The 23494-nt window shown below is 41.0% G+C and carries 21 protein-coding genes; 5 read left to right on the top strand and 16 right to left on the bottom strand.

What is annotated here, in order from left to right; genetic code table 11:
• Positions 1 to 40 precede the first annotated feature (40 nt).
• Positions 41 to 907 carry a DUF6279 family lipoprotein gene (locus PVK79_RS09225; RefSeq protein ID WP_257326504.1) on the bottom strand — a complete coding sequence of 289 codons (867 nt, stop codon included), beginning with the start codon at positions 905 to 907 and terminating at the stop codon, positions 41 to 43.
• Between the two features lie 532 nt (positions 908 to 1439).
• Between PVK79_RS09225 and PVK79_RS09220 the strand changes: the two genes are divergently transcribed.
• Positions 1440 to 2165, top strand: coding sequence for a tetratricopeptide repeat protein (locus PVK79_RS09220; RefSeq protein WP_145236141.1), 726 nt, complete (start codon positions 1440 to 1442; stop codon positions 2163 to 2165).
• Positions 2166 to 2205: 40 nt separating this feature from the next.
• Here PVK79_RS09220 and PVK79_RS09215 read toward each other — a convergent pair whose 3' ends face one another.
• The 13 genes from PVK79_RS09215 to PVK79_RS09155 all read right to left on the bottom strand — a co-directional run bounded on the left by PVK79_RS09215 (position 2206) and on the right by PVK79_RS09155 (position 16598).
• The gene (locus PVK79_RS09215) at positions 2206 to 3636 is read right to left on the bottom strand and encodes a coniferyl aldehyde dehydrogenase (protein WP_274804076.1); all 1431 of its coding nucleotides are present in this window, start codon (positions 3634 to 3636) and stop codon (positions 2206 to 2208) included.
• Positions 3637 to 3746: 110 nt separating this feature from the next.
• The gene (locus PVK79_RS09210; RefSeq protein WP_145236148.1) at positions 3747 to 5222 is read right to left on the bottom strand and encodes an SLC13 family permease; all 1476 of its coding nucleotides are present in this window, start codon (positions 5220 to 5222) and stop codon (positions 3747 to 3749) included.
• 11 nt (positions 5223 to 5233) lie between these two features.
• Entirely contained in the window at positions 5234 to 6196 is a 963-nt protein-coding gene (locus PVK79_RS09205; protein ID WP_145236151.1) for a porin, read from the bottom strand.
• Between the two features lie 228 nt (positions 6197 to 6424).
• Positions 6425 to 7792: a sigma-54-dependent transcriptional regulator gene (locus PVK79_RS09200; protein WP_145236154.1), complete on the bottom strand. Its 1368-nt coding sequence runs from the start codon at positions 7790 to 7792 to the stop codon at positions 6425 to 6427.
• Entirely contained in the window at positions 7789 to 9525 is a 1737-nt protein-coding gene (locus PVK79_RS09195) for a sensor histidine kinase (protein ID WP_257326502.1), read from the bottom strand. Before PVK79_RS09195 ends, PVK79_RS09200 begins: the two co-directional genes overlap by 4 nt.
• Positions 9526 to 9561: 36 nt before the next feature.
• Positions 9562 to 11538 carry a TonB-dependent receptor gene (locus PVK79_RS09190; protein WP_257326501.1) on the bottom strand — a complete coding sequence of 659 codons (1977 nt, stop codon included), beginning with the start codon at positions 11536 to 11538 and terminating at the stop codon, positions 9562 to 9564.
• Between the two features lie 118 nt (positions 11539 to 11656).
• A complete protein-coding gene (locus tag PVK79_RS09185) occupies positions 11657 to 11920 on the bottom strand; it encodes a CBU_0592 family membrane protein (protein ID WP_145236163.1) in 264 nt (87 codons plus the stop codon).
• Between the two features lie 143 nt (positions 11921 to 12063).
• A complete protein-coding gene (locus tag PVK79_RS09180; protein WP_149980101.1) occupies positions 12064 to 12315 on the bottom strand; it encodes a hypothetical protein in 252 nt (83 codons plus the stop codon).
• A 43-nt stretch (positions 12316 to 12358) separates the two neighbouring features.
• Entirely contained in the window at positions 12359 to 12763 is a 405-nt protein-coding gene (locus PVK79_RS09175) for a DUF1761 domain-containing protein (RefSeq protein ID WP_145236169.1), read from the bottom strand.
• A 284-nt stretch (positions 12764 to 13047) separates the two neighbouring features.
• Positions 13048 to 13578 (bottom strand): response regulator transcription factor, encoded by a 531-nt coding sequence (locus PVK79_RS09170; RefSeq protein ID WP_257326500.1) that lies wholly within the window; start codon positions 13576 to 13578, stop codon positions 13048 to 13050.
• Positions 13575 to 14816 (bottom strand): ATP-binding protein, encoded by a 1242-nt coding sequence (locus tag PVK79_RS09165; RefSeq protein WP_145236312.1) that lies wholly within the window; start codon positions 14814 to 14816, stop codon positions 13575 to 13577. The genes PVK79_RS09170 and PVK79_RS09165 overlap by 4 nt, the downstream gene beginning before the upstream one ends.
• Before the next feature lie 55 nt (positions 14817 to 14871).
• Positions 14872 to 15276: a nuclear transport factor 2 family protein gene (locus PVK79_RS09160; protein WP_145236175.1), complete on the bottom strand. Its 405-nt coding sequence runs from the start codon at positions 15274 to 15276 to the stop codon at positions 14872 to 14874.
• Between the two features lie 8 nt (positions 15277 to 15284).
• Positions 15285 to 16598: a metal-dependent hydrolase family protein gene (locus PVK79_RS09155; RefSeq protein WP_145236178.1), complete on the bottom strand. Its 1314-nt coding sequence runs from the start codon at positions 16596 to 16598 to the stop codon at positions 15285 to 15287.
• A 153-nt stretch (positions 16599 to 16751) separates the two neighbouring features.
• Here PVK79_RS09155 and PVK79_RS09150 point away from each other — a divergent pair, with 153 nt between their 5' ends.
• Together PVK79_RS09150 and gloA2 are read left to right on the top strand one after the other, a co-directional pair.
• A complete protein-coding gene (locus PVK79_RS09150) occupies positions 16752 to 17828 on the top strand; it encodes a ketoacyl-ACP synthase III (protein ID WP_145236180.1) in 1077 nt (358 codons plus the stop codon).
• Between the two features lie 55 nt (positions 17829 to 17883).
• Positions 17884 to 18270 carry an SMU1112c/YaeR family gloxylase I-like metalloprotein gene (gene gloA2, locus PVK79_RS09145; protein WP_145236314.1) on the top strand — a complete coding sequence of 129 codons (387 nt, stop codon included), beginning with the start codon at positions 17884 to 17886 and terminating at the stop codon, positions 18268 to 18270.
• Positions 18271 to 18290: 20 nt separating this feature from the next.
• Here the strand turns inward: gloA2 and PVK79_RS09140 are convergent, their stop codons facing one another.
• Both PVK79_RS09140 and PVK79_RS09135 read right to left on the bottom strand, forming a co-directional pair.
• Positions 18291 to 19652 (bottom strand): leucyl aminopeptidase family protein, encoded by a 1362-nt coding sequence (locus tag PVK79_RS09140; protein WP_145236183.1) that lies wholly within the window; start codon positions 19650 to 19652, stop codon positions 18291 to 18293.
• A 94-nt stretch (positions 19653 to 19746) separates the two neighbouring features.
• On the bottom strand, positions 19747 to 20196 hold the full coding sequence (locus tag PVK79_RS09135) for a hypothetical protein (protein WP_145236186.1): 450 nt from the start codon (positions 20194 to 20196) through the stop codon (positions 19747 to 19749).
• Positions 20197 to 20358: 162 nt separating this feature from the next.
• On the opposite strand from PVK79_RS09135, the gene PVK79_RS09130 reads away from it, so the two are divergent.
• Positions 20359 to 20529, top strand: coding sequence for an oxidoreductase-like domain-containing protein (locus PVK79_RS09130; RefSeq protein ID WP_145236189.1), 171 nt, complete (start codon positions 20359 to 20361; stop codon positions 20527 to 20529).
• A gap of 300 nt (positions 20530 to 20829) precedes the next feature.
• Positions 20830 to 23406: a TonB-dependent receptor plug domain-containing protein gene (locus tag PVK79_RS09125; protein WP_145236193.1), complete on the top strand. Its 2577-nt coding sequence runs from the start codon at positions 20830 to 20832 to the stop codon at positions 23404 to 23406.
• The last annotated feature ends 88 nt before the right edge of the window (positions 23407 to 23494 follow it).

Genomic DNA, 23494 nt, shown 5'->3' with positions numbered 1-23494 from the left:
ATAAAAAATTTTTAAAATTAAGATCTTAGTAACTAACAGCCTATTCATCATTAATTAATTGTTCTATATCTTCTAACATATCGGAGAACTCAGCATTAGCATGCTGGCGCTGTTTTGCTGTCAACGTGGCTCTTAAACTCACAAGTAAACGCGCATAGCGCTTTGAATTTTCAGCATCTAAGCGAATTAATTCGTCACTCATAAACACCTCTCGCTCAGTAATGACAGCTGATAATTGGCTAATAAACTGATCGCGGCTAAGTTGGCTATCAAAAAATACCTGTTTGAGTTTATCCAGCCGAGTTTGCTTGTAAGCTTGCCTTAATAAAAATGTTGCTTGAAATTCGCTGTTCGCTTGGGTGATCAAAGACACTTGTTGTTCACTCAGTTTACCAAGCCACTGTTTATAAGTATCTAACTGACGTTCAAGGCGATCTTGCTCACGCTGTGTTGGGGTTTGTTCATTATACTCGTCACTTTCTGTTGTTATATCCTCTGCAATGGCAGCAACAAATTCTTCTCTTTGCTCCGTGGATAAACCAATAGTAAGTTCAATAAGATCGTCTCTTACATACATAACTAACGATTGCCAATGTGTTTTAAAGCCTTGAAAATACGTTAATAATGCTTGCTCTGAAGGGTCTTCATCAAGTAGCTTTTGTAATGCCAACAGATCCTGTCGATACAAAGGTAATTGCGTCTTACGATGCCAATCCCGACTTTTCTTAATTAAGTCTTTAGCTTGTTTGCTTTGCTGCTTCGATAAATCAACGTAATCATCAATCCAAAACGCCGATAACCAGCCTATATTATTGTAGGTAAATGTAGCTGAGCATCCAGTCAGAGCTAATAGCAACACACCAACTACTGCGGATGTATAATTCAAGCACATGTTTTTTATCGACATTTTTATTTTTCTTACGGTTCTTTATAGCACTACGTTAATCAACTTAGCGCATTATGTAAATGAGGTAATTAAAATAAAACCGAACAAATAGAAATAATTATCATTTAGCTATTGACGCACATTCAAATACAAGTAATAATCGATCGCATCAACACCAAGCAGCCCAACACGACACGTTTGCGCTTCTTGTAAGAATTGAACGTACCGACCTCAGTGCCCTAGGGAAGATCGACCAGTAAGGATGCTGGGCCCCTTTAGTACAAAGTTGTTGATGAAGATGGTGACGCTTCGAGCATATTACTTACTCGACCCAAGTAATATAATTAAAAGATCACACTCACTTGCTACATTGCTCATATCGGTGACGGTTGATATGACCCAAAAAGCCCCATCAGGGGCTTTTTTTATTCCTTTAAATTTTCTGTAATATCTGTATCTTATGTCTAAGTTTTATCATTTATAGTGCGAAGCTGGGCAATTGTGGTTGTTGGGACTAAAATTAAACAGTAACACGCTAATTGGAGGTATTGTCATGTGGCAGCCGAAGTTTAAGATATTGTTGATGGTCGGTGCACTTAGCATCTGTGGTGTTGCTCATGCGGGACTTGAAGAAGGGATCCGCGCAGCCAATGAAGGTCAATTTGAAGATGCACTTAGAGAGTTTAACTACCTTGCAGAAAAAGGCTTTGCACCAGGAATTTACGAGCTAGGGCAGCTATATGAAGGTGGCCACGGCGTAACGCGCGACTATCACAAAGCTGCTGAACTTTACCAGCAAGGCGTTAAAAAGAACCACGTCGACTCAATGTTTGCATTAGCTGTACTTTACCAAGAAGGTAAAGGCGTTAAACTTGATAAACAAATGTCAGTTTCACTCTTTAAGCAAGCCGCGGCAAAAAACTTACCTGCTGCTCAGTTTAACTTGGGTGTGATGTACGCCAACGGCGATGGCGTTGCGCAAGATTATAAAGAAGCTATTAAATGGTATGAAAAAGCCGCTGGTAATAATTATACGCTAGCACAGTTTAATATGGCGCTGATGTATTTCGAAGGCCATGGAGTCGAAAAAAACATCGAAAAATCATACATCTGGAACACTGTTGCTGAGTATAATGGTAATTTAGATGCCAGTCACAGTCGCAAGCTAGATGAGCGCAAGCTGATGCCTGCGCAAATTGCAGAAGCCAAAGAAAAAGCTGATGCATTGTATGAAAAAATCCAAGCTGGGCTGTATGCGGGCGAAGATCGGATGTTTTAACTGCCAGTTAAAACGCTATTGGATTGTACTTAACGCCAATTTATGGCCGCAAGTACAACCATTTAAGTATTTTAATCAATATCTTATTTTGCGCCAACAACAATCCTAATTTAGGATTAAAACCACTCGTTTTCAATGTATTACGTGCATGGCTAAAGGTTAAAAAGCCTTCTATACCGTGATAGTTTCCCATCCCAGAAGGACCTAAGCCACCAAATGGCGCATCATCAGCAGTCACCTGCATTAAGGTGTCATTTATTGCGAAGGTACCACTTTGTGTTTGCTGTTGAATACCTTCATTGATTTGTTTATCTTGCCCCATTATGTACAAAGCTAACGGCTGAGGACGTTGATTTATGTATGCAATCGCCTGAGGTAAAGCTTGATAACTGACAATCGCAAGAATTGGTCCAAACAGTTCTTCTTGCATCAACTTCATATTGTCATTCACATCAGTCACAATGTGCAAACCAAGACGATGCTTATGTTCGTCGCTTTGGTTTTCATCTAACGGCTTAATTATCTGTGCGCCCTGTTGCTGTGCATCTGCCAATAAATCGGTTAAACGCTGAAAATGGTGGTGATTAATAACCGAGGTTAAATTTTTACCCTCGACACCTAAGTTATAATGTTTTTTATATAAGCTACAGAGACTTCTGACTAACTGATGCTGTAAGTTTTCCGGCACTAAAACATAATCGGGGGCAACACAAATTTGCCCTGCATTGGTCATTTTACCAAATAAAATAGCTTTAGCCGCCTTATCTATATCCGCTTGCGCGGTAATGATAACGGGCGATTTGCCACCTAACTCAAGAGTTACTGGGGTAAGGTTTTTACTCGCAGCGGCCATAACATGGCGCCCTACAGCTGTAGAGCCGGTAAAAAATAAGTGTGCGAATGGCAAACAGCTAAACTGTTGACTTAATTGCGCTTCACCTTCGATCACTGCGCAATGTTCGCTAAGCTCGCCGATAAATAGTTTTTTGATTACTTGATTGGTGTGCGGAGTAAATTCACTGACCTTTAATAATACCCGATTACCTGCGGCAATTGCGGTTATCACCGGCACGATTGATAATTGAATTGGGTAATTCCATGGAGAAATTATTCCCACCACTCCTTTGGGTTGATAGCTCACAGCAACTTTTGATGGCGCTAGGCTCAAACCCGCTTTTCGTGGTGAATTTTTTGCCCATTTAGGTAAATGCTTGATGGTGTGGCTGATCGTTTTGACCGTAGGCAGTATATCACCCAAAATCGTATCAAAAGCAGTGCGAAAGCCAAAGTCTTTCGAGCTTGCAGCTACCAATTCAGCCTCTAATGCCAACAGTTCACGTTTTAAAGATTTTAATAAACGGATCCGCTGTGATAATGCTAAATATGGCTGGGCATCAAAATGCAGCTGCATTTCATCAAATTGCGCTTTTAGCTCAGGGTTACATACAGTGCCAGTGTCAGACAAAAGCATACTCATAAACAAAATAAAGATTTAACCACTATAACTTTGTTTCTTAGCAGGGGCAATATAGAGCGCTATCAACAAACGAATAGCGCTCCGGTTGGGTAACTTTGAATTACTTAAAAATTAAATACCGATGCAGCAAGGGTCATAGTGACAAATGTGATCAGCGCAATTGCAACAATATTTAATGCAAAGCCGGCTTTGATCATATCCCGCATTTGAATTTGCCCAGAACCAAACACAATGGCATTAGGCGGGGTCGCTACAGGCATCATAAACGCACAACTACAGGCTATAGCCGCAGGAATAACCCAGACCAATGGCGAACCTGTGACTGACTCAGCGACAGGGCCAAGAAGTGGTAAAAATCCAGCTGCGGTTGCTGTATTACTGGTGATCTCAGTTAAGAAAGTGATCAAGGTTGCAATTGCTAATACACTCAATACTAATGGAATGGCGCTGACGCCTTCAATCATATGAGCTATGTATTCAGCCAAACCTGATGACTTTATTTGTGCCGCTAGGGTTAAGCCACCACCAAACAACAATAACACTCCCCAAGGAACTCCTGCCGCACTTTGCCAGTCAAGAATACGTTCATCACTGCCTTTATTAGCAGGCAAAACAAATAATAATAATGCTGCGGCAATGGCAATACCGGTATCCGATATTTTTAAACCAGAAAAATCAGCGATCAGAGGTCTAAATATCCAGCACACAGCTGCAAATAAAAACACACATAACACCCCTTTCTCAGCGCGTTGCATGGTGCCAAGACCTTTTAACTGCGAGCTAAATAGTGACTTGGTGTCGACTTTTTTAGATTTTTCATCCGTTTTATCAACTTTGTAAGCAAACTTGGTCAGCCACAACCAACAGATGATCAACATAGTCAGTGACAATGGCACACCCACCATCATCCATTGCGCAAAACCAATTTCAATTTTATAACTATCTGATAAATAAGCGGCCATCAATGCATTCGGTGGCGTACCAATTAATGTTGCAATGCCGCCAATGCTGGCACCATAAGCAATAGAAAGTAACAGTGCTTTACCAAAACCATTATTATTTGGATTAGATTTTTGCACTAAATGGGTGATAGACATAGCAATAGGTAACATCATCACTGCTGTTGCAGTATTTGACATCCACATTGATAAGAATGCCGTTACTAACATCATCGCTAATATCTGCAAACTCGGTTTTGAGCCCGCGTAGAGCATAGTACGTAAAGCAATGCGCTTGTGTAAGCCCCAACGTTCCATCGCAATGGAAATTAAAAAGCCACCTAAAAACAAAAATATTAAGGGGTGCGCATACGGTGCAGCGACACTTTTTATCGCAGCAATGTCAGCCAACGGAGAAAATACCAACGGCAATAGCGCCGTAGCTGGGATAGGAACTACTTCACTCACCCACCATGATGCCATCCAAAATGCTAATCCTGAAGTACGAAGAGCAGCGGTACTCATGCCAGCAGGAGGATCGATCAAACACGTAAGTAACATGACCGCAGGGCCCAATAACAGCAGCAAGATCTGTATCATTGGATTTTTTTCAGGTTTATCGTCTAAAGTTTGTGTGCTCATATTCAACCCCTTTAAAATTTATACTTTAAGCCAAGGGCTAAGCTACTATCCGTTTGCTGTTGCAAATCTAAGTCAGTATAGAATAAGTACGCGGTAGTTTGTTTATCAAATAAATAATCCACACCTGCAGTCCACTGGCTGCCCTTAGTACTTTGGCGAATAGTTGAGTCATCACTGGCAAATTGTAGTTTTGGCTGCCATTTGTCAATGGTATAACTGGCACTCAACACATAGCCGTTTCCTGATTTAGTACCATCTACTGACTCACTGTGCTGGTAAATAGCACCTAGTTGTAAATCATTTTTTTGCCACGCGCCAACGATGCGACTGGCGTTGATATTATTGAGTGAATCAATATGGCTGATCGCCACATAATAATTTTTATTTTTTAAACCACGGTCACCATAAATTAACGTAGCGGCATAACCGGCTTCATTATTGGCACTGTCATCCTTCAAAGCATAGGTAAGTGATAGCTGAGCACCCGCATATGATTTTGAACTATACGTTATGGTATCACCAAGGCGATCTTGACCCGGTAGTAATTGAGCAATATCGGCTTGAGTTTCATTGAAGTTATCAACTTTACCTTCTGAATACTTAAAGCGTGTATCGTTTCGACCAACTACAACTTCACCAAAATTTCCCGCTAAACCTAAATATGTATTACGGGCACTAAATGGCTCATCGGTATCATCGTGCTCAAAGCCCTTTACTTGCACTTCGTATTTAAATACCGCTTTTAACGAGTCAGTGAGTACATGTTGCCCTTTCACACCAATGCGTGAAAAAGGCGCATCGATTTGCGTTCCTTTTTTAGCATAGCGCATTACACCGTTGTCAGTATTAGCAATTTGTACTTCTGCTTTACCATAAATGTCATACTCTGCAGCATGAACACTTTGTCCAAAGCAAGCTGCTGCAAAACTCGTTGCTACAAAAACAGGGGTTAGCTTTTTGTCTATTATTATCATTGTGTGCCCTTATTGTTAGGATCATTTGTTGTTCCCGCTAATAAAGGCAAGTTTACTGCCAACTGCTTATAAAAAAGTAAAGTTTAATATATTCAGATAGTTAAATTTAAAATTAAATTATACTTACAATAAAGTGTGCGGGATCCCACACACTATCAAAGCGTCTGTGTCACTGTTTCCACCCATCAAATTAAGCTGAGCAGGTAAATCACTTAAGCAAAGCTCTGGTTAATCAATAAACATGTCACGATTGAGGCCATATTTACTCATTTTGTCATACAAGGTTTTACGAGCAATCTGTAAGGTATTCATAGTTTCTTTAATACTACCTTGGTGGCGCTCAAGGGCTTCTTCGATTAAAGATTGCTCATAAAAGCACACTTTTTCCGCCAAACTCAGATCGGGCGATAACTCACTGCCATTATTATTTTCGGTATTGGCGAACGCTAATTCAGCACCCAGCAGCACCGCTCGTTCAGCTTGGTTTCTAAGCTCTCTGACATTACCTGGCCACTGGTAACTAAGTAAACGCTGTAATATATCGCTACTTAGAGGAGCCGGAGGTTTATGAAAACGAGTCGCGGCAATAGAGCTAAAATGTTTGAATAATAAAGGAATATCAGCTTTCCTATCACGCAATGCCGGAATACTTACCCTCACTAAATTGAGTCGATAATATAAGTCAGCTCTGAAGTCCCCTTTTTCGACCAAGGATAATAAATCAACTTTGGTTGCCGCAACGATACGTATGTCTAAGTCAACCGCGGTATTAGCGCCGACGGGGGTCACTTTTCGCTCTTCTAAAACGCGAAGTAACTTTACTTGTAATGATGCCGGTGTGCTTTCTATCTCATCTAAAAACACCGTACCACCTTGAGCAAACTCAAACTTACCTTGGCGACTGTGTGTTGCCCCTGTAAACGCGCCACTGGCCGCACCAAATAGTTCACTTTCAATCAGTTGCTCTGGTATGGCACCACAGTTAATTGCCACAAAATTACAGTTTGAACGACTGCTTTGATCGTGTAAAAAGCGTGCAACTAACTCTTTACCGGTGCCAGTTTCACCTTCAATCATCACATCTGCGGGAGTGTCGATCACCGCATTGAGCAGATGCATCATTTGCTGCATTTGCACGGTTTCCCCTAAGATCCGCACACCTGGGGCTGACGTTTTTTCTACCGCTAATTTTAAAGCACGGTTTTCCATTACCAAGGCACGCTTATCGCACGCTCTGGCAATGCAATCTAATAACTGCTCAGTGAGAGGTTTTTCAAATAAGTCGTAAGCCCCTAATTGCATTGCTTTAACAGCCACTGATACATCAGCAAATCCAGTCAGAAAGATCACCGGTAATTCGCTATCAAATGCTTGAACTTGTTCTAAAAAAGCCAGTCCATCCATTTTCGGCATATTAATATCACTGAGCACCACCCCGTTAAAACGACGATTAAGTTTTGATAAAGCACTCATTGGATCACTAAAACACTGTACTTGATAGCCTTCGAGGGTCAGCAATTGGTCAAGTGAATCGCGGATCATCGCTTCGTCATCAATAACAATGACCTGTTTACAATCAGTTGCTAACGTATTCATAACGCTCCTTTAGTACTTGCTAAGGTAATAATGAATTGAGCACCACCGCCAGGGCGATTATGCGCACTTAAACAGCCATTAAATGAATTAATAATTTGCTTAGAAATAGATAGCCCTAAGCCAAGGCCATTAGTTGATTTAGTGCTATAAAAAGGCTCAAAAATAGTCCCAAGCGCATGTAACTCGATACCAGGCCCAGTATCCAAAATAGACAGCTTAACGCGGTCGTCAAACTGCTCTATCTCAAAACTCAGCTCTCGCACTGTGCTGTCAGCCATTGCTTGGCTGGCATTGGTGATCACATTCACTAATACTTGCTCAAATTTAATGCCATCAACCCATACTTTTACAGTGTCAGCAATATCAGCGGCGTTAACGTTGACATCATCCTGCTTTAATTGCGCGGAGGCGATCACCATGGCATTTTTAAGTAGCTGGCTTAAGCTTTGCTCCCTTAACTGTGTTTGTGCTGGTTTGCTAAAGTGCTTTAATTGTCCAACAATTTTATGTACTCGTTCGATCAGCGATTGCACAATAACAATATTTTCAGCGGCCTTTGCAATATCACCTTTGGCAATCAAGCGCTTAGCACTAACCAAATACGTACTCATAGCACTCAAGGGTTGGTTAATCTCATGATTGATACCAGCACTAAGTTGACCTATGGTGGCCAATTTGGCTGTTTGCACCAGCGCTGTTTGTGCTTTTTCGAGTGCATGGGTGCGCTCTATAACTTCTTGCTCAAGGCTATGACGAGAAAAAAGTAATTTTTTATAGCCGGCAAAACGTGCCATTAAACTGTAAAAAAGCATTAACCCCCCAGCATAAATCACACTCAACCAAAACAATCGTCCTAGTTGATTAATATTCACCGACGATATATCAACAAGCACAGTTATTTTTGCATTAAGTCGCTCAATCGGCGCACTTGCAGGCACATATTTACTGCGTTTATTCGCATCATTAACGTATAACAGGGGCATCCCTTGGCTAGTAATGTGCTCAGCAGTGATAACTTTTGGTACATACTCTAGGTAGCGTCGGCTTGTCGTAAAGTGTTGATAGTCTGCTGCTGTGAGGCTATGCAACGAATTGAGTCGCCATGATGGGCTATCGGACATAGCAATAATATTATCGTCTAAGCTTAAATAAAAATGGCTAGCGTGGGACGCATTCAGTAATTGTCGATCAGTTTCAAACTTAGATACATTCACTTTTAAGGTGACCACACCTATTACTTGGCCATCGCGATAAATCGGTTCAGAAAAATAAATGCCACGCTCTTTAGATCGTAAACCAAGAGCAAAATAGGCAATTTTGTTACCCGCCAATGCCTGAGAAAAATACGGACGAAATGCAAAGTTATTACCGATATAACTGTAATCAAGTTGCCAATTGCTCGATGCAATAACATCCCCTTCACGATTAAGTACATAGACGTCTGATGCACCACTGGCTTGTTGGATATCAGCCAAGTAATTATTAATAGGCTGCACGGGCTGATCAGTATCACTGAGAAATGCAGTGAGTAACTGGTTATCAGTAACTAAATGAGGAATAGTTGCAAAACGAGAGAGTTCGGTATCAAGATAATTACGCAATTGACCCACTTGGAGTTCAGCTTGCTGCTTTGCTTGACTTAAATCATAGTGTCGGCCAAATAGAAAACTAAGCAACAATACACTGATTAAAATGACAACAGCGATTAATATTTTTCGGGGAAAACGCAGCATGTTCAACCAAAGGGCACACCTGAGCGTCCCTAAAACTTAAAATTTGATTTGATAGTGTAACGAGTATTCACTGCCGACACCAGCAACAGCACCATCTGTGACTCTTGGATCGTACACACGGTAGTGCTTACCTAAGAGATTATGGGCTTTAAAACTAATTTCACTGCGTGCAGAAAATTGCCAACTCACAGCCCCGCCGAGCAAAAAGTAAGCCGGTTGAGTAAAGTCGCTTGTCATTGTCGGGCCACTGACGGCATCGCGCCAAACACTATTGAGGCTCAGCACCCATTGCTGATGATGATAATTAGCAATCACACTAGCAAAGCGCTTAAACGTTGGCTTAATTGGCGTATCAAAATACTCGCTGTAGGTCGCTTCCACTGATAAATCACTAGTAATGTGGATCATGCTATCTAATTCAACACCACGATTAATGTCATCTAATTGATTTTCAAAGGTAAACTGATTATTGGCAGCTGAATTTGGCACTAGATTAATAAAATCAACAAGTTGATTATAAAAAAGCACCGAATTAATATGCCAATCTTGTCCCTCGTAGCGCCAAACAAGCTCTGTGGTTTTAACATATTCAGACTTTAAGTTTGGATTGCCCTTAGTCACATCATCATCTGAATACAATTCATTCGTCACAGGAGTGCGAAACGATTCACCGTATTGTAATTTAAAAGTATGCGCGCGAGTTGGTGAGTAGATTGCGGAAATGCGAGGCGATAATTTACTGTCTATCGCTTTAACATCATCATAACGTGCCCCTAAAAATAAGGTCAATTGCTCAGCAAAAGGCACTTTGATTTGCCCATAAATACTTCGGGTTTCAAAGGTAGATTGCAAACTCTGAAATGGCGCATAATTACTGATTGTAACAATCCCCCCTTGATAAAACGGATCTTCAACAATAATTTCACCGCTGTTAATATCAAAATAATTAACACGTAAGTCCGCTTTATGTTGCTCTGCGTGGCTATATTGCAAGCCTGAATTAATTGACCAACCATTATTAAATTGCTGACTGGCCTCTACACTGACTGTTAAATCCGTCGTATGCCAATCAGGACCAATAAAAAAATCATAGCTGGCATTGGGTAAGGCTACTGCAGGTGCGATTAATCCAGCACTTTGTATTTGATGATGTGCATACGCTATTTTTGTAGCCAAAGTACGTGTATCAGTTTCAAGCCAATCATAACCTACAGATAGGAAAGTATTCTCACTACGATGTTGATTACTGTCAGAATAACCACCAAGGTTTAAAAACTCATTCAGTTCAACCTGATTATAACGCGCTCTCAAAGCCAGTTTATTGATATCGACACCCGCTTCAAAGTAAACTGATTGCAGTGGATCGTTTACCCCTTGTGGATAACGCTTACCACTTTTCTGGTTATACGCGCCATTAGCAAATAGATGTGTTTGCTGATTAACTTGATGACTAACCGAGAATGCAGCGCCGGTTTGACCTACATTTCCCACAGCCAGCGACATTTCATTATTTTGGCTTTTAGTCACTATATTCATCACCCCTAAGAATGCATTACTGCCATATAAAGCAGACCCAGGGCCACGTATGAACTCAACTTTATCAATAATTTCTACAGGTATATAAGGGATATAAACTGACGCTTTGCCAAATGATGACTCATTTAAACGTTCACCATTGATCATCACTAAGATATTGCCGCTATCAAGGTAAACACCTCTTGCGTGATCTTTTGGTACAGCGCCTACCCAATCACCACGAGTAGATTGCATACCAGGAACAAAATTCATCAATTCAAACGCATTATTCACCCCAAGCGAGGCTATTTTTTGGCGATTAAAAACGGTGATGGTTGAAGGTGCTGAAGCGAGAGTTTCTAAGGTTTTTGAGGCAATATCGACATGAACGTCAAGTAAATCCTCAAAGCTAAGCGCAAATAAATCCTCAGCCTCGCTCGCCAATAAGGGAGTTGTATAAATACACAAAAAAAGACATGCTGTTTGCTTCAAAATCATTACGCCGCTTTACACCTATATTTTTCATTGGAGTTAGCACATCATAAGTAACGTGCTATTTACAATATTAATACAAATACGCGACGGCGTGAGAGTTTTTCTCTATTAATTTATAAATTTAGGCTACAGCTGAAATCTGCTTAGCTTTTAGGTATTTATATAAACCAATTAATGAGGCTGCGATCCAAAATATTTCAATCACAAAACTTGCTAAATTAAAGTTATAACAAAGACTTATAAGCAACAAAATAGCGCCAGATAAATTCATCATGTTATATAAAAGCCCTGTTGGCGTGGCTTTACCCAGTTGTAGCATAAAAAACGCGCCAACCACTAAAAACGTACCTGTCATACCAACAATATCAAATAAAAGTGCAATCACGGGTGTCCCCTATCCTTTTTAATCATACCCAACAAACTGGCCCATTCCATGGGGAGGGTTGTTTTCAATCATTGAAACAGCAAACCGGGTAAGTTTAGCAGCCTCGCCAAAAGCGCACAGGATAAATGTCCGCTTTAGCGAGTTCATTTAAACGTAACTTTGCCGCCGATCATTTTATACGCGGGTGCGCCTCGGATAATTGCTTCTCGAGCAAAAGGGCGTGAGCAGTTGGGGCATACGCAAGGAATAGTGGTGAAATCTTGACTGATCCGTTCGATAAAACATTTAACCAATGCCCCTTTGCCGCCTTTACGATATTTGAATAGGGGAGCTTTACATTGACTACAAAAAATATCGACCGTTTTAGTAGGGCCTTTTTTATTCGGTTTTGCCATTATTTTGTTACTTTTACTACAAACACGCGAATAGATTAACAGCTTATGGCCAAAGTCCAAAGATTAAGCCCATTAAAGTAAACTGTAAAATATGGTAACCGCTATTGATTAAAAACAGCTTTAGTGGTCGTTGTTCATAAATATAGCTCATCCCTAAGGCACTGCTTACCCAACATAGTCCAACCGCAAAGCCAACGCCTACCGCAACCCCTAAATGTGGATGTGGTCCTAAAAACAGTGATAAGCCAAAAGCGATAAATAAAGATAAAACAAAACCGCCACCAAATACCCATTTTGGATTTGTTGCTTTTAAATCCAGCTCCGTTAATCCACAGCCTTCTAACCAGGCTCGTTGAAACAACCAAGGTGAATACCAAACGCCTCCTAACATAAAAGAAGACATGGCAGCTAATAATACGGCTACAAAATCCAGTTGTGATAAATCCATAATGACTACTTATGCTGATTGCAAAAAATACAATGATATTTTTACTGTAGTTAATGAACGCCATTGCAGCAACTATCTAAACTGCAAAACTATCTATGATGCGTGGCTGGTGCCCAAATATAAATGCACTAAAGTAATCTGAGCTTCATTTAAAGTGACTACAGGCGACTGTATTACTTAGTTGACCGGGTAAAACTTATTGCCTAAAAGGCAACAATAAACTTACTGAGCATTACTAAACCGGAAACCGTGATCCGAAATAACGCTCACTATTGCGCTAGGATTTACTGCTGAACTGGTTTTTTTTGTAGCTTACGCTGTAAAGTCCGCCGATGCATATTAAGTTGCCGAGCAGTTGCTGAAATATTACCTTGATTGGTATGCAGCACTTGCTGAATATGTTCCCACTCAAGACGCTCTGGCGACATAGTTACAATATCATCTGCAATTAACTCAGTAGTTGGCTCGCATGTGCCTGTTAAGGCTCGAAATAACGTGAGCATATCAACGGGTTTTGTTAAATAATCATTTGCACCTAGGCGCATAGCCTCTACCGCTGTGGCAATACTGGCATAGCCTGTTAATAATACAATATGTGCGTCTGTTAGTAATGCTCTCAGTGGTGCGATAAGAGCTAAACCGTTATCGTCAGCTAATTTCATATCTAACAGAATATGTGTCGGTGCGAAGTTTTTAGCTATGCCAATAGCCTCGGCTTTATCATGTGCCAGCTGACATGCAAAACCGTGTTTGTTTAAGCGCCGCGCTAACGTATTGGCAAGATTAATATCATCTTCAATAATTAATAGCTTCATACAGGCTCGACTTGTGGCTCATCAATGGTTAATTGTACTTTGGCAACCGCGCCACCTTGTGGGTGATTAAATAATGTTAAAGAGCCTTGTAAACGCTCAAATGTTACATTTGAAAGCATAACTGCAAGCCCCATCCCCGTTTCACTAGGCATTAACTGACCCCCTAACTCTGCCAATTGTGCTGCGCTAAATCCTTTACCAAAATCACGTATAACTAAACTCACTGTTTTAGGGTTATCTGGAGTCTGTTGCCAGTTCAATTCCAGTGTTTGTTGCTGTGCCTGTTGATTGGCAAAAGCAGCATTTTGCAACAAGTTTAATATCGCTGGCAGTAACATAGCATCATTAGTAACCGAGCTAGCAGGCGCTGCATTTAGCCAATTAAGCTGTTGATCGGGATACTGTAATAGCATTGTATCGCTAATTTGTTGAGCTAATGCGTTTAACGATACAGTCGCTGCAACCGTTTGTGTGCGTAGTTCAGATGACAGGGTACGAAACTGTTTTAACTGCTGTGCGCATTGCAACAAGGGCTGCTGCATGTCTTTCACAATCTCATTATCGGGCTGCTCTTCAAGAAGCTCTTCATACAATAATTGTAAATTGGCGATTGGGCTGGCTAATTGATGAGTAATTTGTGCCGCAGCACCATCAAGCGTGACTAACTGCTCTGCTCGTAATTGTTTTTCTCGCACAGTTGCAATTGTGCGCTCTCGCGAATGCAGTGCACGGTTCATAGTGCCGATAACGAATGCTATAACGCTAGCACTGATCACAAAGTTAACCCACATACCCACAAAGTGACTGGTCATTTGCATATGATGCATGCTGTGCTGAGGCATTTTAAATAGCAGCACGCTATAGGCGGTGATCGCTAATACAGCAATATAAGCTAAGCCGCGAGCACTGACACTCACCGCAGCAATCATTATTGGTAACAACAGTAACGACACAAATGCATTGGTCGCACCACCACTCAAAGACAGCAATACCGATAAAAAAAGCACATCGGCCGTAAGCTGCATTAACATCCCAAGTTCTTTCGCTTTACTGACATTACGATAAGCAATCACGCTTAAAATTTGGAATACGGCTTCAAGGGAGATCACTACCAGTAGAGGCAATAAAGGGATTTGGTGCTCAAGTAAAAAATAGACTGCTACAACGGCCAATAGTTGAATTGCAATTGCACCACTGCGTAACATCAGTAAACGGCTAATCGCAGGATCAGTGCGCATTAAAAACGCCATACATAACTACCTAATAAAAAATGCCTAATTAAAGAAGGTTAACCTAATCATCATCCATAGAGATACTAAACACAGCACACGGCGTTCCTTGATGAAACACCATTTTCCACTGGCCTTCGGTTAATCGCCACAGCGACATCCGTAACGAATAGTTAAACTCAGCGCGCGCAGAGCGCCGATATGCCGCTTGATAACTTAGTTGGGCAATATCATCACTAAGCATTCGGCCTTTAAAATGCTGATTGTAAAACTGCGGCACGACTTCGGTAGGTAACCGCGTTAATACTTGATATTTATTAAATACAGTACCATTAGCGGCAATTTCAATAAAATCATCATCGAGCAAAGCATCCAATGCCTGCTCAGATTGACGGATCTCAGGATCTAATAACTGGCGCTCAGCGTCAATCAAATGATTAAACAATGATGCCTTGATTTTGCTGCCCATACTGTATCCTACAATTGGTGTTTATATATTTGCCCTGCTTTCATCACAAATTGTACATTTTGCAATGTCGTTATATCATCAAGAGGAGAGCCATTAACGCTGATGATATCTGCTTGTTTACCAACACTCAACTGCCCTAGTCGGTCTTGTTGGCCGAGTAACTTAGCGGCATTAACTGTTGCTGACATAATAGCCTGCTTTTCAGTCATGCCATATTTAACTAACCATAAAAACTCATCAGCATTATTACCATGGCGTGATACGCCAGAATCTGTACCAAAAGCAATATTAACATTGTTTTTTAATGCCAGCTTAAATGAAGCTGCAACATTTGGTACAACGGTGCGTACTTTATCAGCAATAGCTGTTGGCATATTTGGGTTACTGAGTACTTCTTGACTGACCGTTTGGCCTGCCAATAACGTGGGCACTAAATAAGCGTTATATTGCTTAAATAACTTTACAGTCTCTTTGTCTAGGTAAGACCCATGTTCAATTGAATCAACACCTGCACGTAATGCCGCTTTGATCCCTGATGTACCATGAGCATGGGCTGTTACGCTGCGCCCTAAGTTATGTGCAGTATCAACAATCGCCATCAACTCTTGATCTGTGAACTGCTGATTGACACCCGCTGCGGTATTACTTAACACCCCACCCGTTGCGGTAATTTTAATTACATCAGCACCTGATTTAATTACTTCACGAACCGCGCGGCGACAATCATCAGCACCATCACACACCCCTAACCCTCCACTTATCACATCACTAATATCTTTACGGTAACCGTGCAGATCAGCATGCCCGCCTGTTGGGGTAATTGTATCTCCTGCAGCAAAAATACGTGGCCCTTGAATATCTCCACGCTCAACGGCACGCTGTAGTGGAAAGATCACTTTATAACTGCTACCTAAATCACGTACCGAGGTAAAACCGGCATCAAGACTACGCTGTAAATATTTAATTGAGCGCAGAGCATAGTCCGCTTCATACTCTGTAAGCCATTGATGAGGGTTTGCGTTTGCGTCACGCTCAAATGTAACATGTACGTGCATATCAATTAATCCAGGCATAACAAATTGATTTTTTAAATCAATGATCTTTGCATCGGGCAATGCTAGATCAATAACACTCACATAGCCTTTTTCGATGCGCGTGATGATAGCGTCTTCTATAACAATAGTGCGTTGCTTTTCTAGTATTTGTTCAGCACCTGCTAACATTGATCCTGCGTAAATAACCTGAGTTTGTGTTGCAAAACTCGCCGCAGAATATACCGTCGTACCCAATGCAGCCAAGATAGTAATTAATTTTTGTTTCATGTTTACCTCATTTTTCTACTACCATTAGCCTAAATTACGTTTAATTACCACTATTTACGACGTAAGCTAAGTTATAAACTAGTCTTAGAACTGGATTTTTGGTATAAATCAAACATAGATGACACATGTCTGACCACTTAAAGAGAGCACACTATGACCTACGCACACATAACGGGTTGGGGTAAATGTATCCCACCAGCGCGTATTAGCAACGATGAAATTAGCCAATTAGTTGATACCAATGATGAATGGATCACATCCCGCACTGGTATAAAAGCCCGTAGAGTAAGCCACGTTAGTACTGCAGAGCTTGCCACTGTAGCAGCTAAACATGCAATAGCCTGTGCTGGCATTGATGCTAAAGACATTGACTTAGTGTTATTAGCAACATGTACGCCCTCTACTATGGTGGCAAACACAGCTTCGTTAGTACAAAAAAACATTGGTGCAGTTGGCGCTGCCGCTATGGACACCAATGCAGCTTGCTCTGGTTTTTTATATGCAATACAAGCAGCGACTGCACAAATTCAAGCCGGTATGATCAAAAAAGCTGTAGTAATTGCTGCTGAACGTATGACCTGGTATGTAAACTGGGATCGCCGTGACAGTGCGGTGTTATTTGGTGATGGCGCCGGTGCCGTAGTACTTGAAGCAGCAGACACGCCAGCGGGTTTACTCGCGACAAAAACAGGCTGTGATAGCGAAGACCGTGATATCTTGCATATCACTAACTTTGGTAGTGACTTAAATAAATATGTGCCTATTGGGCCATCTGATTTATTATTTGAAGGTCGCGAAATCTTTAAGCGCGCAGTAAAGGGCATGAGTGAAGCCTGTGACGATGTGCTCACACAAGCAAATTTGAGCCTTGATGATATCGATGTACTTGTGCCACACCAAGCAAATTTACGTATCATTCAAGCCATTCAACATCGCTTAAAAGTGCCAGATGAAAAAGTAATGGTTAACATTGGCGAATACGGCAATACATCGGCAGCAACTATTGCAATCGCATTATGCGAAGCTGTTGAGCAAGGATTAATTAAACCACATGCTAATATCATGTCTGCAGCATTTGGTGCCGGATTAACTTGGGCTGCTAGTTACATAAAATGGGGCGAACGCGTCACGCCAATCAGCGTTAGCGATGCAGCACTACCACCGTGTGATAAAACCGGTTTAGAGTTAGTGGCCCCCGCAGTAGCAGCTTGCAAAGGTAGTGATCAATAACATACTCAATATGGCGCAGCTATACTGCGCCATTTACCACAGATAGCTAAAAATGATGCAATTGCTAGGAATTCACCACGCTGCAATTATATGCAGCGATTACACCCGCTCAAAACATTTTTATCATCAGATCTTACAGCTGCCCATAATTGCAGAGCATTTTCGCCAACATCGCCACTCATACAAATTAGATTTAGCCTTGCCTGATGGTAGCCAAATAGAGCTATTTTCATTTGATAATGCACCAAAGCGACCTAGTTACCCAGAAGCACAAGGTTTACGACATTTAGCATTTAAAGTGGCCAATATTGAGCAAAGTAAAGTGTATTTGCAAAGCCAAGGTGTGGCAGTAGAAGAGATTCGAACTGATGAATACACAGGTAAACAATTTACCTTTTTTGCAGATCCTGATGGGTTACCGCTTGAGCTTTATGAGGCATAACCTCACAAAGCTCAATAAATTTATTTAAAACGACTTTGTAAGTAGTTAAATACGGCACGAATACCGAGTGCTTCACCACCGACTGGACGACCTGGTAATGAGCGGATATTCCATGCCATTACATCAAAATGTACCCATGGTGTGGTTGGCTCTACGAATTCTTTTAAATAAAGTGCAGCAGTAATTGCCCCGCCGAATGGGGTACTTGCACAGTTAGCCATATCAGCAACATCACTTTTTAATAAACTTTTATATTGCTCAAAAAGCGGTAATTGCCAAACAGGGTCGCTTACTGCAATACCGGCGTCAATAATGCCATTGGCAACATCACGCTCAGTTGAGAAAAACCCTGGTAACTCAGTGCCTAACGCAATACGACAAGCACCGGTTAAGGTTGCAAAATCAATGATCAACTCAGGATTGTCATTTTGTGCTTCCGTGAGTGCATCACATAACACTAAACGCCCCTCTGCGTCGGTGTTATCGATTTCGACCATAATGCCTTTACGTGTTTTAATTACATCGCCAGGGCGAAATGCATTGCGCGATACCGCATTCTCAACAGCGGGTACCAACACGCGTAAACGAATTGGTAAATTTGCCGCCATAATTAACTGCGCTAAACCAATTACATGAGCTGCGCCGCCCATGTCTTTTTTCATATTGCGCATACCTGAGCTTGGTTTAAGATCTAAACCACCAGAATCAAAACAAACACCTTTGCCGACTAAGGTGATCAAAGGAGCATCTGCAGCGCCCCAGTGTAAATCAAGTAAACGCGGTTTATTTTCACTGGCGCGGCCTACCATGTGGATAGTTGGATAGTTTTGTTCTAATAATTCATCCCCTATCCATTCATTGAATTGACCATTGTAAGTGTGTGCTAAATCAGCCATCACTTGTGATAAGTGCTGTGGCATCATGTCTACGGCGGGAGTATTAACTAGATCTCTAACTAAGTTAATCGCATTTGCTTGGCGTGTAATACGCGCAAACAATGCTTCATCGGCAATTGCTAATTGTGCTTTTACAGCACCTTTGGCTTTATATTCGCTAAATTCATAACCACCAAGTATAAAACCCAGAGCAATCTGTTCTAATTGTTGTTCACACTCTTGAACTTGGTAAATTCCTGCTGGCAGTTTGCTGGCTAATTCACCCGCGAGCCAAAAGTCATCAACGCTATTAACTAAACAATACACCTGACTTAGCGCTCCACTTTGTGGATTGACCACCAAGGCTAAACCTTGTTTTGCAAAATCACAGCTATTTAGCCAGTTTTGTAAAAAAATTGGCTGCTGTGCTTGCCATGTAGCTAAGTCATTTTTAACAATAAAAGATAAAGGAATACCCGTAGAACTATGACGAATTAATGTACTCATTAAATGACTCGTTTAAAATTATATGATGATCAAGCATATCAATAACTCAGCATAAAAGGTATAGCACAAAGACTATCCTTTAAACTGCATGGCATTATTTTTTTACAGGTGGTTTTACGTCTGATTTTGCCGTTTTTTCAGCGTGGTGGTGTTGCTGCTCTTCATCAGCGATCTGCTGGTCAATATCTTTAAGTGATTTATTTATATTAAATGAACTTGGCAGTACATCAACTCCAACCCATTGACCCAACTTAACAACCAGTGGAATAGTCACAGGTGCAAAAGGTAAAACAGCAAAAACACCTAAACCCAATCCTTTGAGAATATCAACAAACTGGGCATTCGCTTTTTGCAGATCCTCTTTACTCACATCTCCTTGGGTGTAGCGACGATAAATTGTGAGCATTTCTTTGGTTTCTTGCTTTTCCTGCGCCAGTGCAATTTTAAGTGCTACCATAGCGCGCTTAAAACGCAACTGTTGGCGTTTTGTACTAATTTTTGCCACTCGAATTGGGGCACGATGAATAACTTTATATAGTCGCATAACGCTATTCTCACATAGCCTTAACGCTTCACAAAGCATAATTTAATACAATCACCGATTAACAGATCAACATCATTTCTCAACTAGCAAAAAAGCCATGATTAAGTATAATCACGGGCCAATAAACAGCCCATGCTATTAAATCTGTAAATAATGAATAAAATGCCGCAAAACACAGCCGATATACCATACCGAGTTGACGACACAAAACCAACCAGACCGACTGCTGATCAGTGCTGCGGTGGTGGCAGTTGTTGCCCATGTGTTTGGGATGAATACCGAGAAGCGTTAAAAGTTTGGCGACAACAAAATCCTGAACAAACTGATCATTAATAATTATTGAACTTTATTGAATTTTACTTAGTCTAAAGATTTATTTACAAAATTATTATTTCATTTACTTATAAAAAAATCCCACTTATTACTTTATTTCTAATTTCCCTTTTCAAAATATCATTACTTTTCATATAGGTATGTAAACCTCTAATTTCCTCTATAGAAAAACCAAAAAAAACCAAATCATTTAACACCTTGCACAATTATTTAACAAGTTGTATAACTTTAATAGACTATTTGGCTTTTTAAAAATCATATAGTTACGAAATTACAATAATTCTAACTGGGGAAATTAGAATGAAATTTAGAAATAACATATTAAATCATGCAGTTAAACTTGCATTAACGACAACCACCGCAGGCTTATTTATTTCGGGGACTGCCTTAGCTGCAGATGAACAAGCTGAAGTAACTAAAGTAAATAAAAATGTAGAAAAAATAGCCGTAGTGGGTACTCGCTCTGCACCGCGTTCTATTGGTGATTCACCGGTACCTATCGATATCATCGGTGGTGAAGAACTTGGTAAATCAGGTAATACGGATATGCTCGAGCTATTAAAAGGCTCAATTCCATCATTAAACGTGCATTCAATGCCTATTAGTGACGCAGCATCTTTGGTTCGTCCAGCTAACTTACGTGGCTTACCTTCTGACAGTACATTGATATTACTCAATGGTAAACGTCGTCATCGTGCCTCTGTTATTGCCTTTTTAGGTGGCGGCATAAACGATGGCGCACAAGGTGCGGACATTTCAGTTATTCCAAGTATCGCTCTAAAACAAGTTGAAGTACTAAGAGATGGCGCAGCCGCTCAGTACGGCTCAGATGCGATTGCTGGGGTTATCAACTTTGTACTAAAAGATGCCTCGGAAGGCGGCAGTTTCGAAGTACGCCAAGGTCAGTACTATGAAGGCGACGGTGATACAACACAGATTTCCGGTAACATTGGTCTACCATTTACCGACAATGGCTTCGCAAATTTAAGTTTCCAATACAAAACGGCTGACGCAACTAGTCGTTCAGTGCAACGTTTTGATGCAGCAAACTTAATTGAGGCTGGTGTTCCTGACATTGCCCCGATTACACAAATATGGGGCGCACCAGAAGTTGATGACGATATCTCTATTTTTGGTAATGTCGGCCTTGAGCTGACTAAAAACTCCGAATTTTACATGTTTGGTAACTATTCAGAGCGTGATGTACGCGGTGGTTTTTACTATCGTAATCCTCACACTCGCCCTGGGGTCTATTCAAACGATGGTGGTGAAACATTGTTAGTTGGCGATTTAACTGGCGATATGAGTGGTAACTGCCCTACTAACATCATGATTGATGACAACGTATTAGATAACCCAGTTTACATCAACCAAGTAGCTAATAATCCAGACTGTTTTGCCTTCAATGAAATGTTACCTGGCGGTTTTACGCCTAACTTTGGTGGCAACATTACAGATACCTCGCTTACAATAGGTACTAAAGGCGAGTTCACTGGTGGTATGTTAGAAGGTGCGTACTACGACTTAAGTGGTACGGTCGGCTTTAATGAATCTCGTTACTTTATTTACGACACTATTAATGCGTCATTAGGCCCTGATAGCCCGCGTGATTTTAGCCCAGGTAAATACTCACAATTAGAGAAAAACTTTAATTTTGATTTATCAAAAGGCTTTGATTTTGATCTAGCATACGATGTGAACATAGCCGGTGGCCTTGAATGGCACGAGGAAACATTTACAGTTACCTCTGGCGATGTAGCATCATTTACAGCAGGCCCACTAACGGATCAAGGTTTTGGTATCGGTTCAAATGGTTTCCCTGGCTTTAAACCATCTGACGCTGGTGAATATACTCGTCGCAACTACGCGGCTTATCTTGATATTGAAGCCCCATTTACTGAAGAGTTCTTAATGGGTTTAGCCCTACGCTATGAAGACTATGATACGTTTGGCTCTACTGTTAACTATAAATTGATGGCTCAATATCACTTAACCGATGATTTAAATGTTCGTGGTTCAATCAGTTCAGGCTTTCGCGCGCCTACAGTTGGCCAAGCCAATGTCAGTAACGTGCAAACAAACCTAAGCAGTGGCGTATTGGTCGACTCTGCTTTACTACCACCGACCAATCCAATTGCGGTACAGTTAGGCGGTACAGAGCTTGAGCCTGAAGAGTCGCAAAGTTATACCTTTGGCGCGGTATACACCATCGGTGAAGTATTTCTAACCATTGATTATTACAATATCCAAGTTGATGACCGTATTAGTCAATCTGATAAAATCGAGCTGAGTCAAGCTGATAAAGATACGCTTGAAGCCGCTGGTGTGCCAAACGTGCAAAGCTTAGCGCAAGTAAGCTTCTTTACTAATGACTTTGATACCACAACTCAAGGTATAGACTTTGTAGCAAACTATGCCACAGATTTACTCGGTGGTAGCTCAACATTTAGTTTAGCTTACAACTGGAATGAAACTGAGGTTACTCGCTCAACTAATATTACTGGGGTGTTTAAAGTAAGCCGTTTAGAAAATGACTTACCAAATCACCGTGGTACGCTTAGTTGGTCACAACAATGGGAAAGTTTCTCAATGTTTACTCGTGCAAATTATTTTGGTGAATACCAAGGTGTGCATGTAGATTATGACGATACAGCAAAAATGGCAGATGCGGCAATTACGCTCGACGCTGAAGTAACTTACTTTTTGAATGATTCGATTAGTTTCTCTGTCGGCGCACAAAACCTGCTCGACCAAGAAGCAGAGAAACTTGATTTTACCGTGGCACCTAATAATAACTGGGGTGGTAAATACTATGAAACTTCGCCATATGGTATAAACGGCGGCTTCTATTATGCCAAAGCAACTTATACGTTTTAATCATAATTAAGCGTTGAAAAGAAAGGCGAAATGCTCAAGACATTTCGCCTTTTTCGTGCTATACCCAAATAATAAATATAGTAATTAA

The sequence above is a fragment of the Pseudoalteromonas rhizosphaerae genome, assembly GCF_028885455.1.
GTDB lineage: Bacteria > Pseudomonadota > Gammaproteobacteria > Enterobacterales > Alteromonadaceae > Pseudoalteromonas > Pseudoalteromonas rhizosphaerae.
This window is presented reverse-complemented; position numbering and strand designations above follow the sequence as displayed.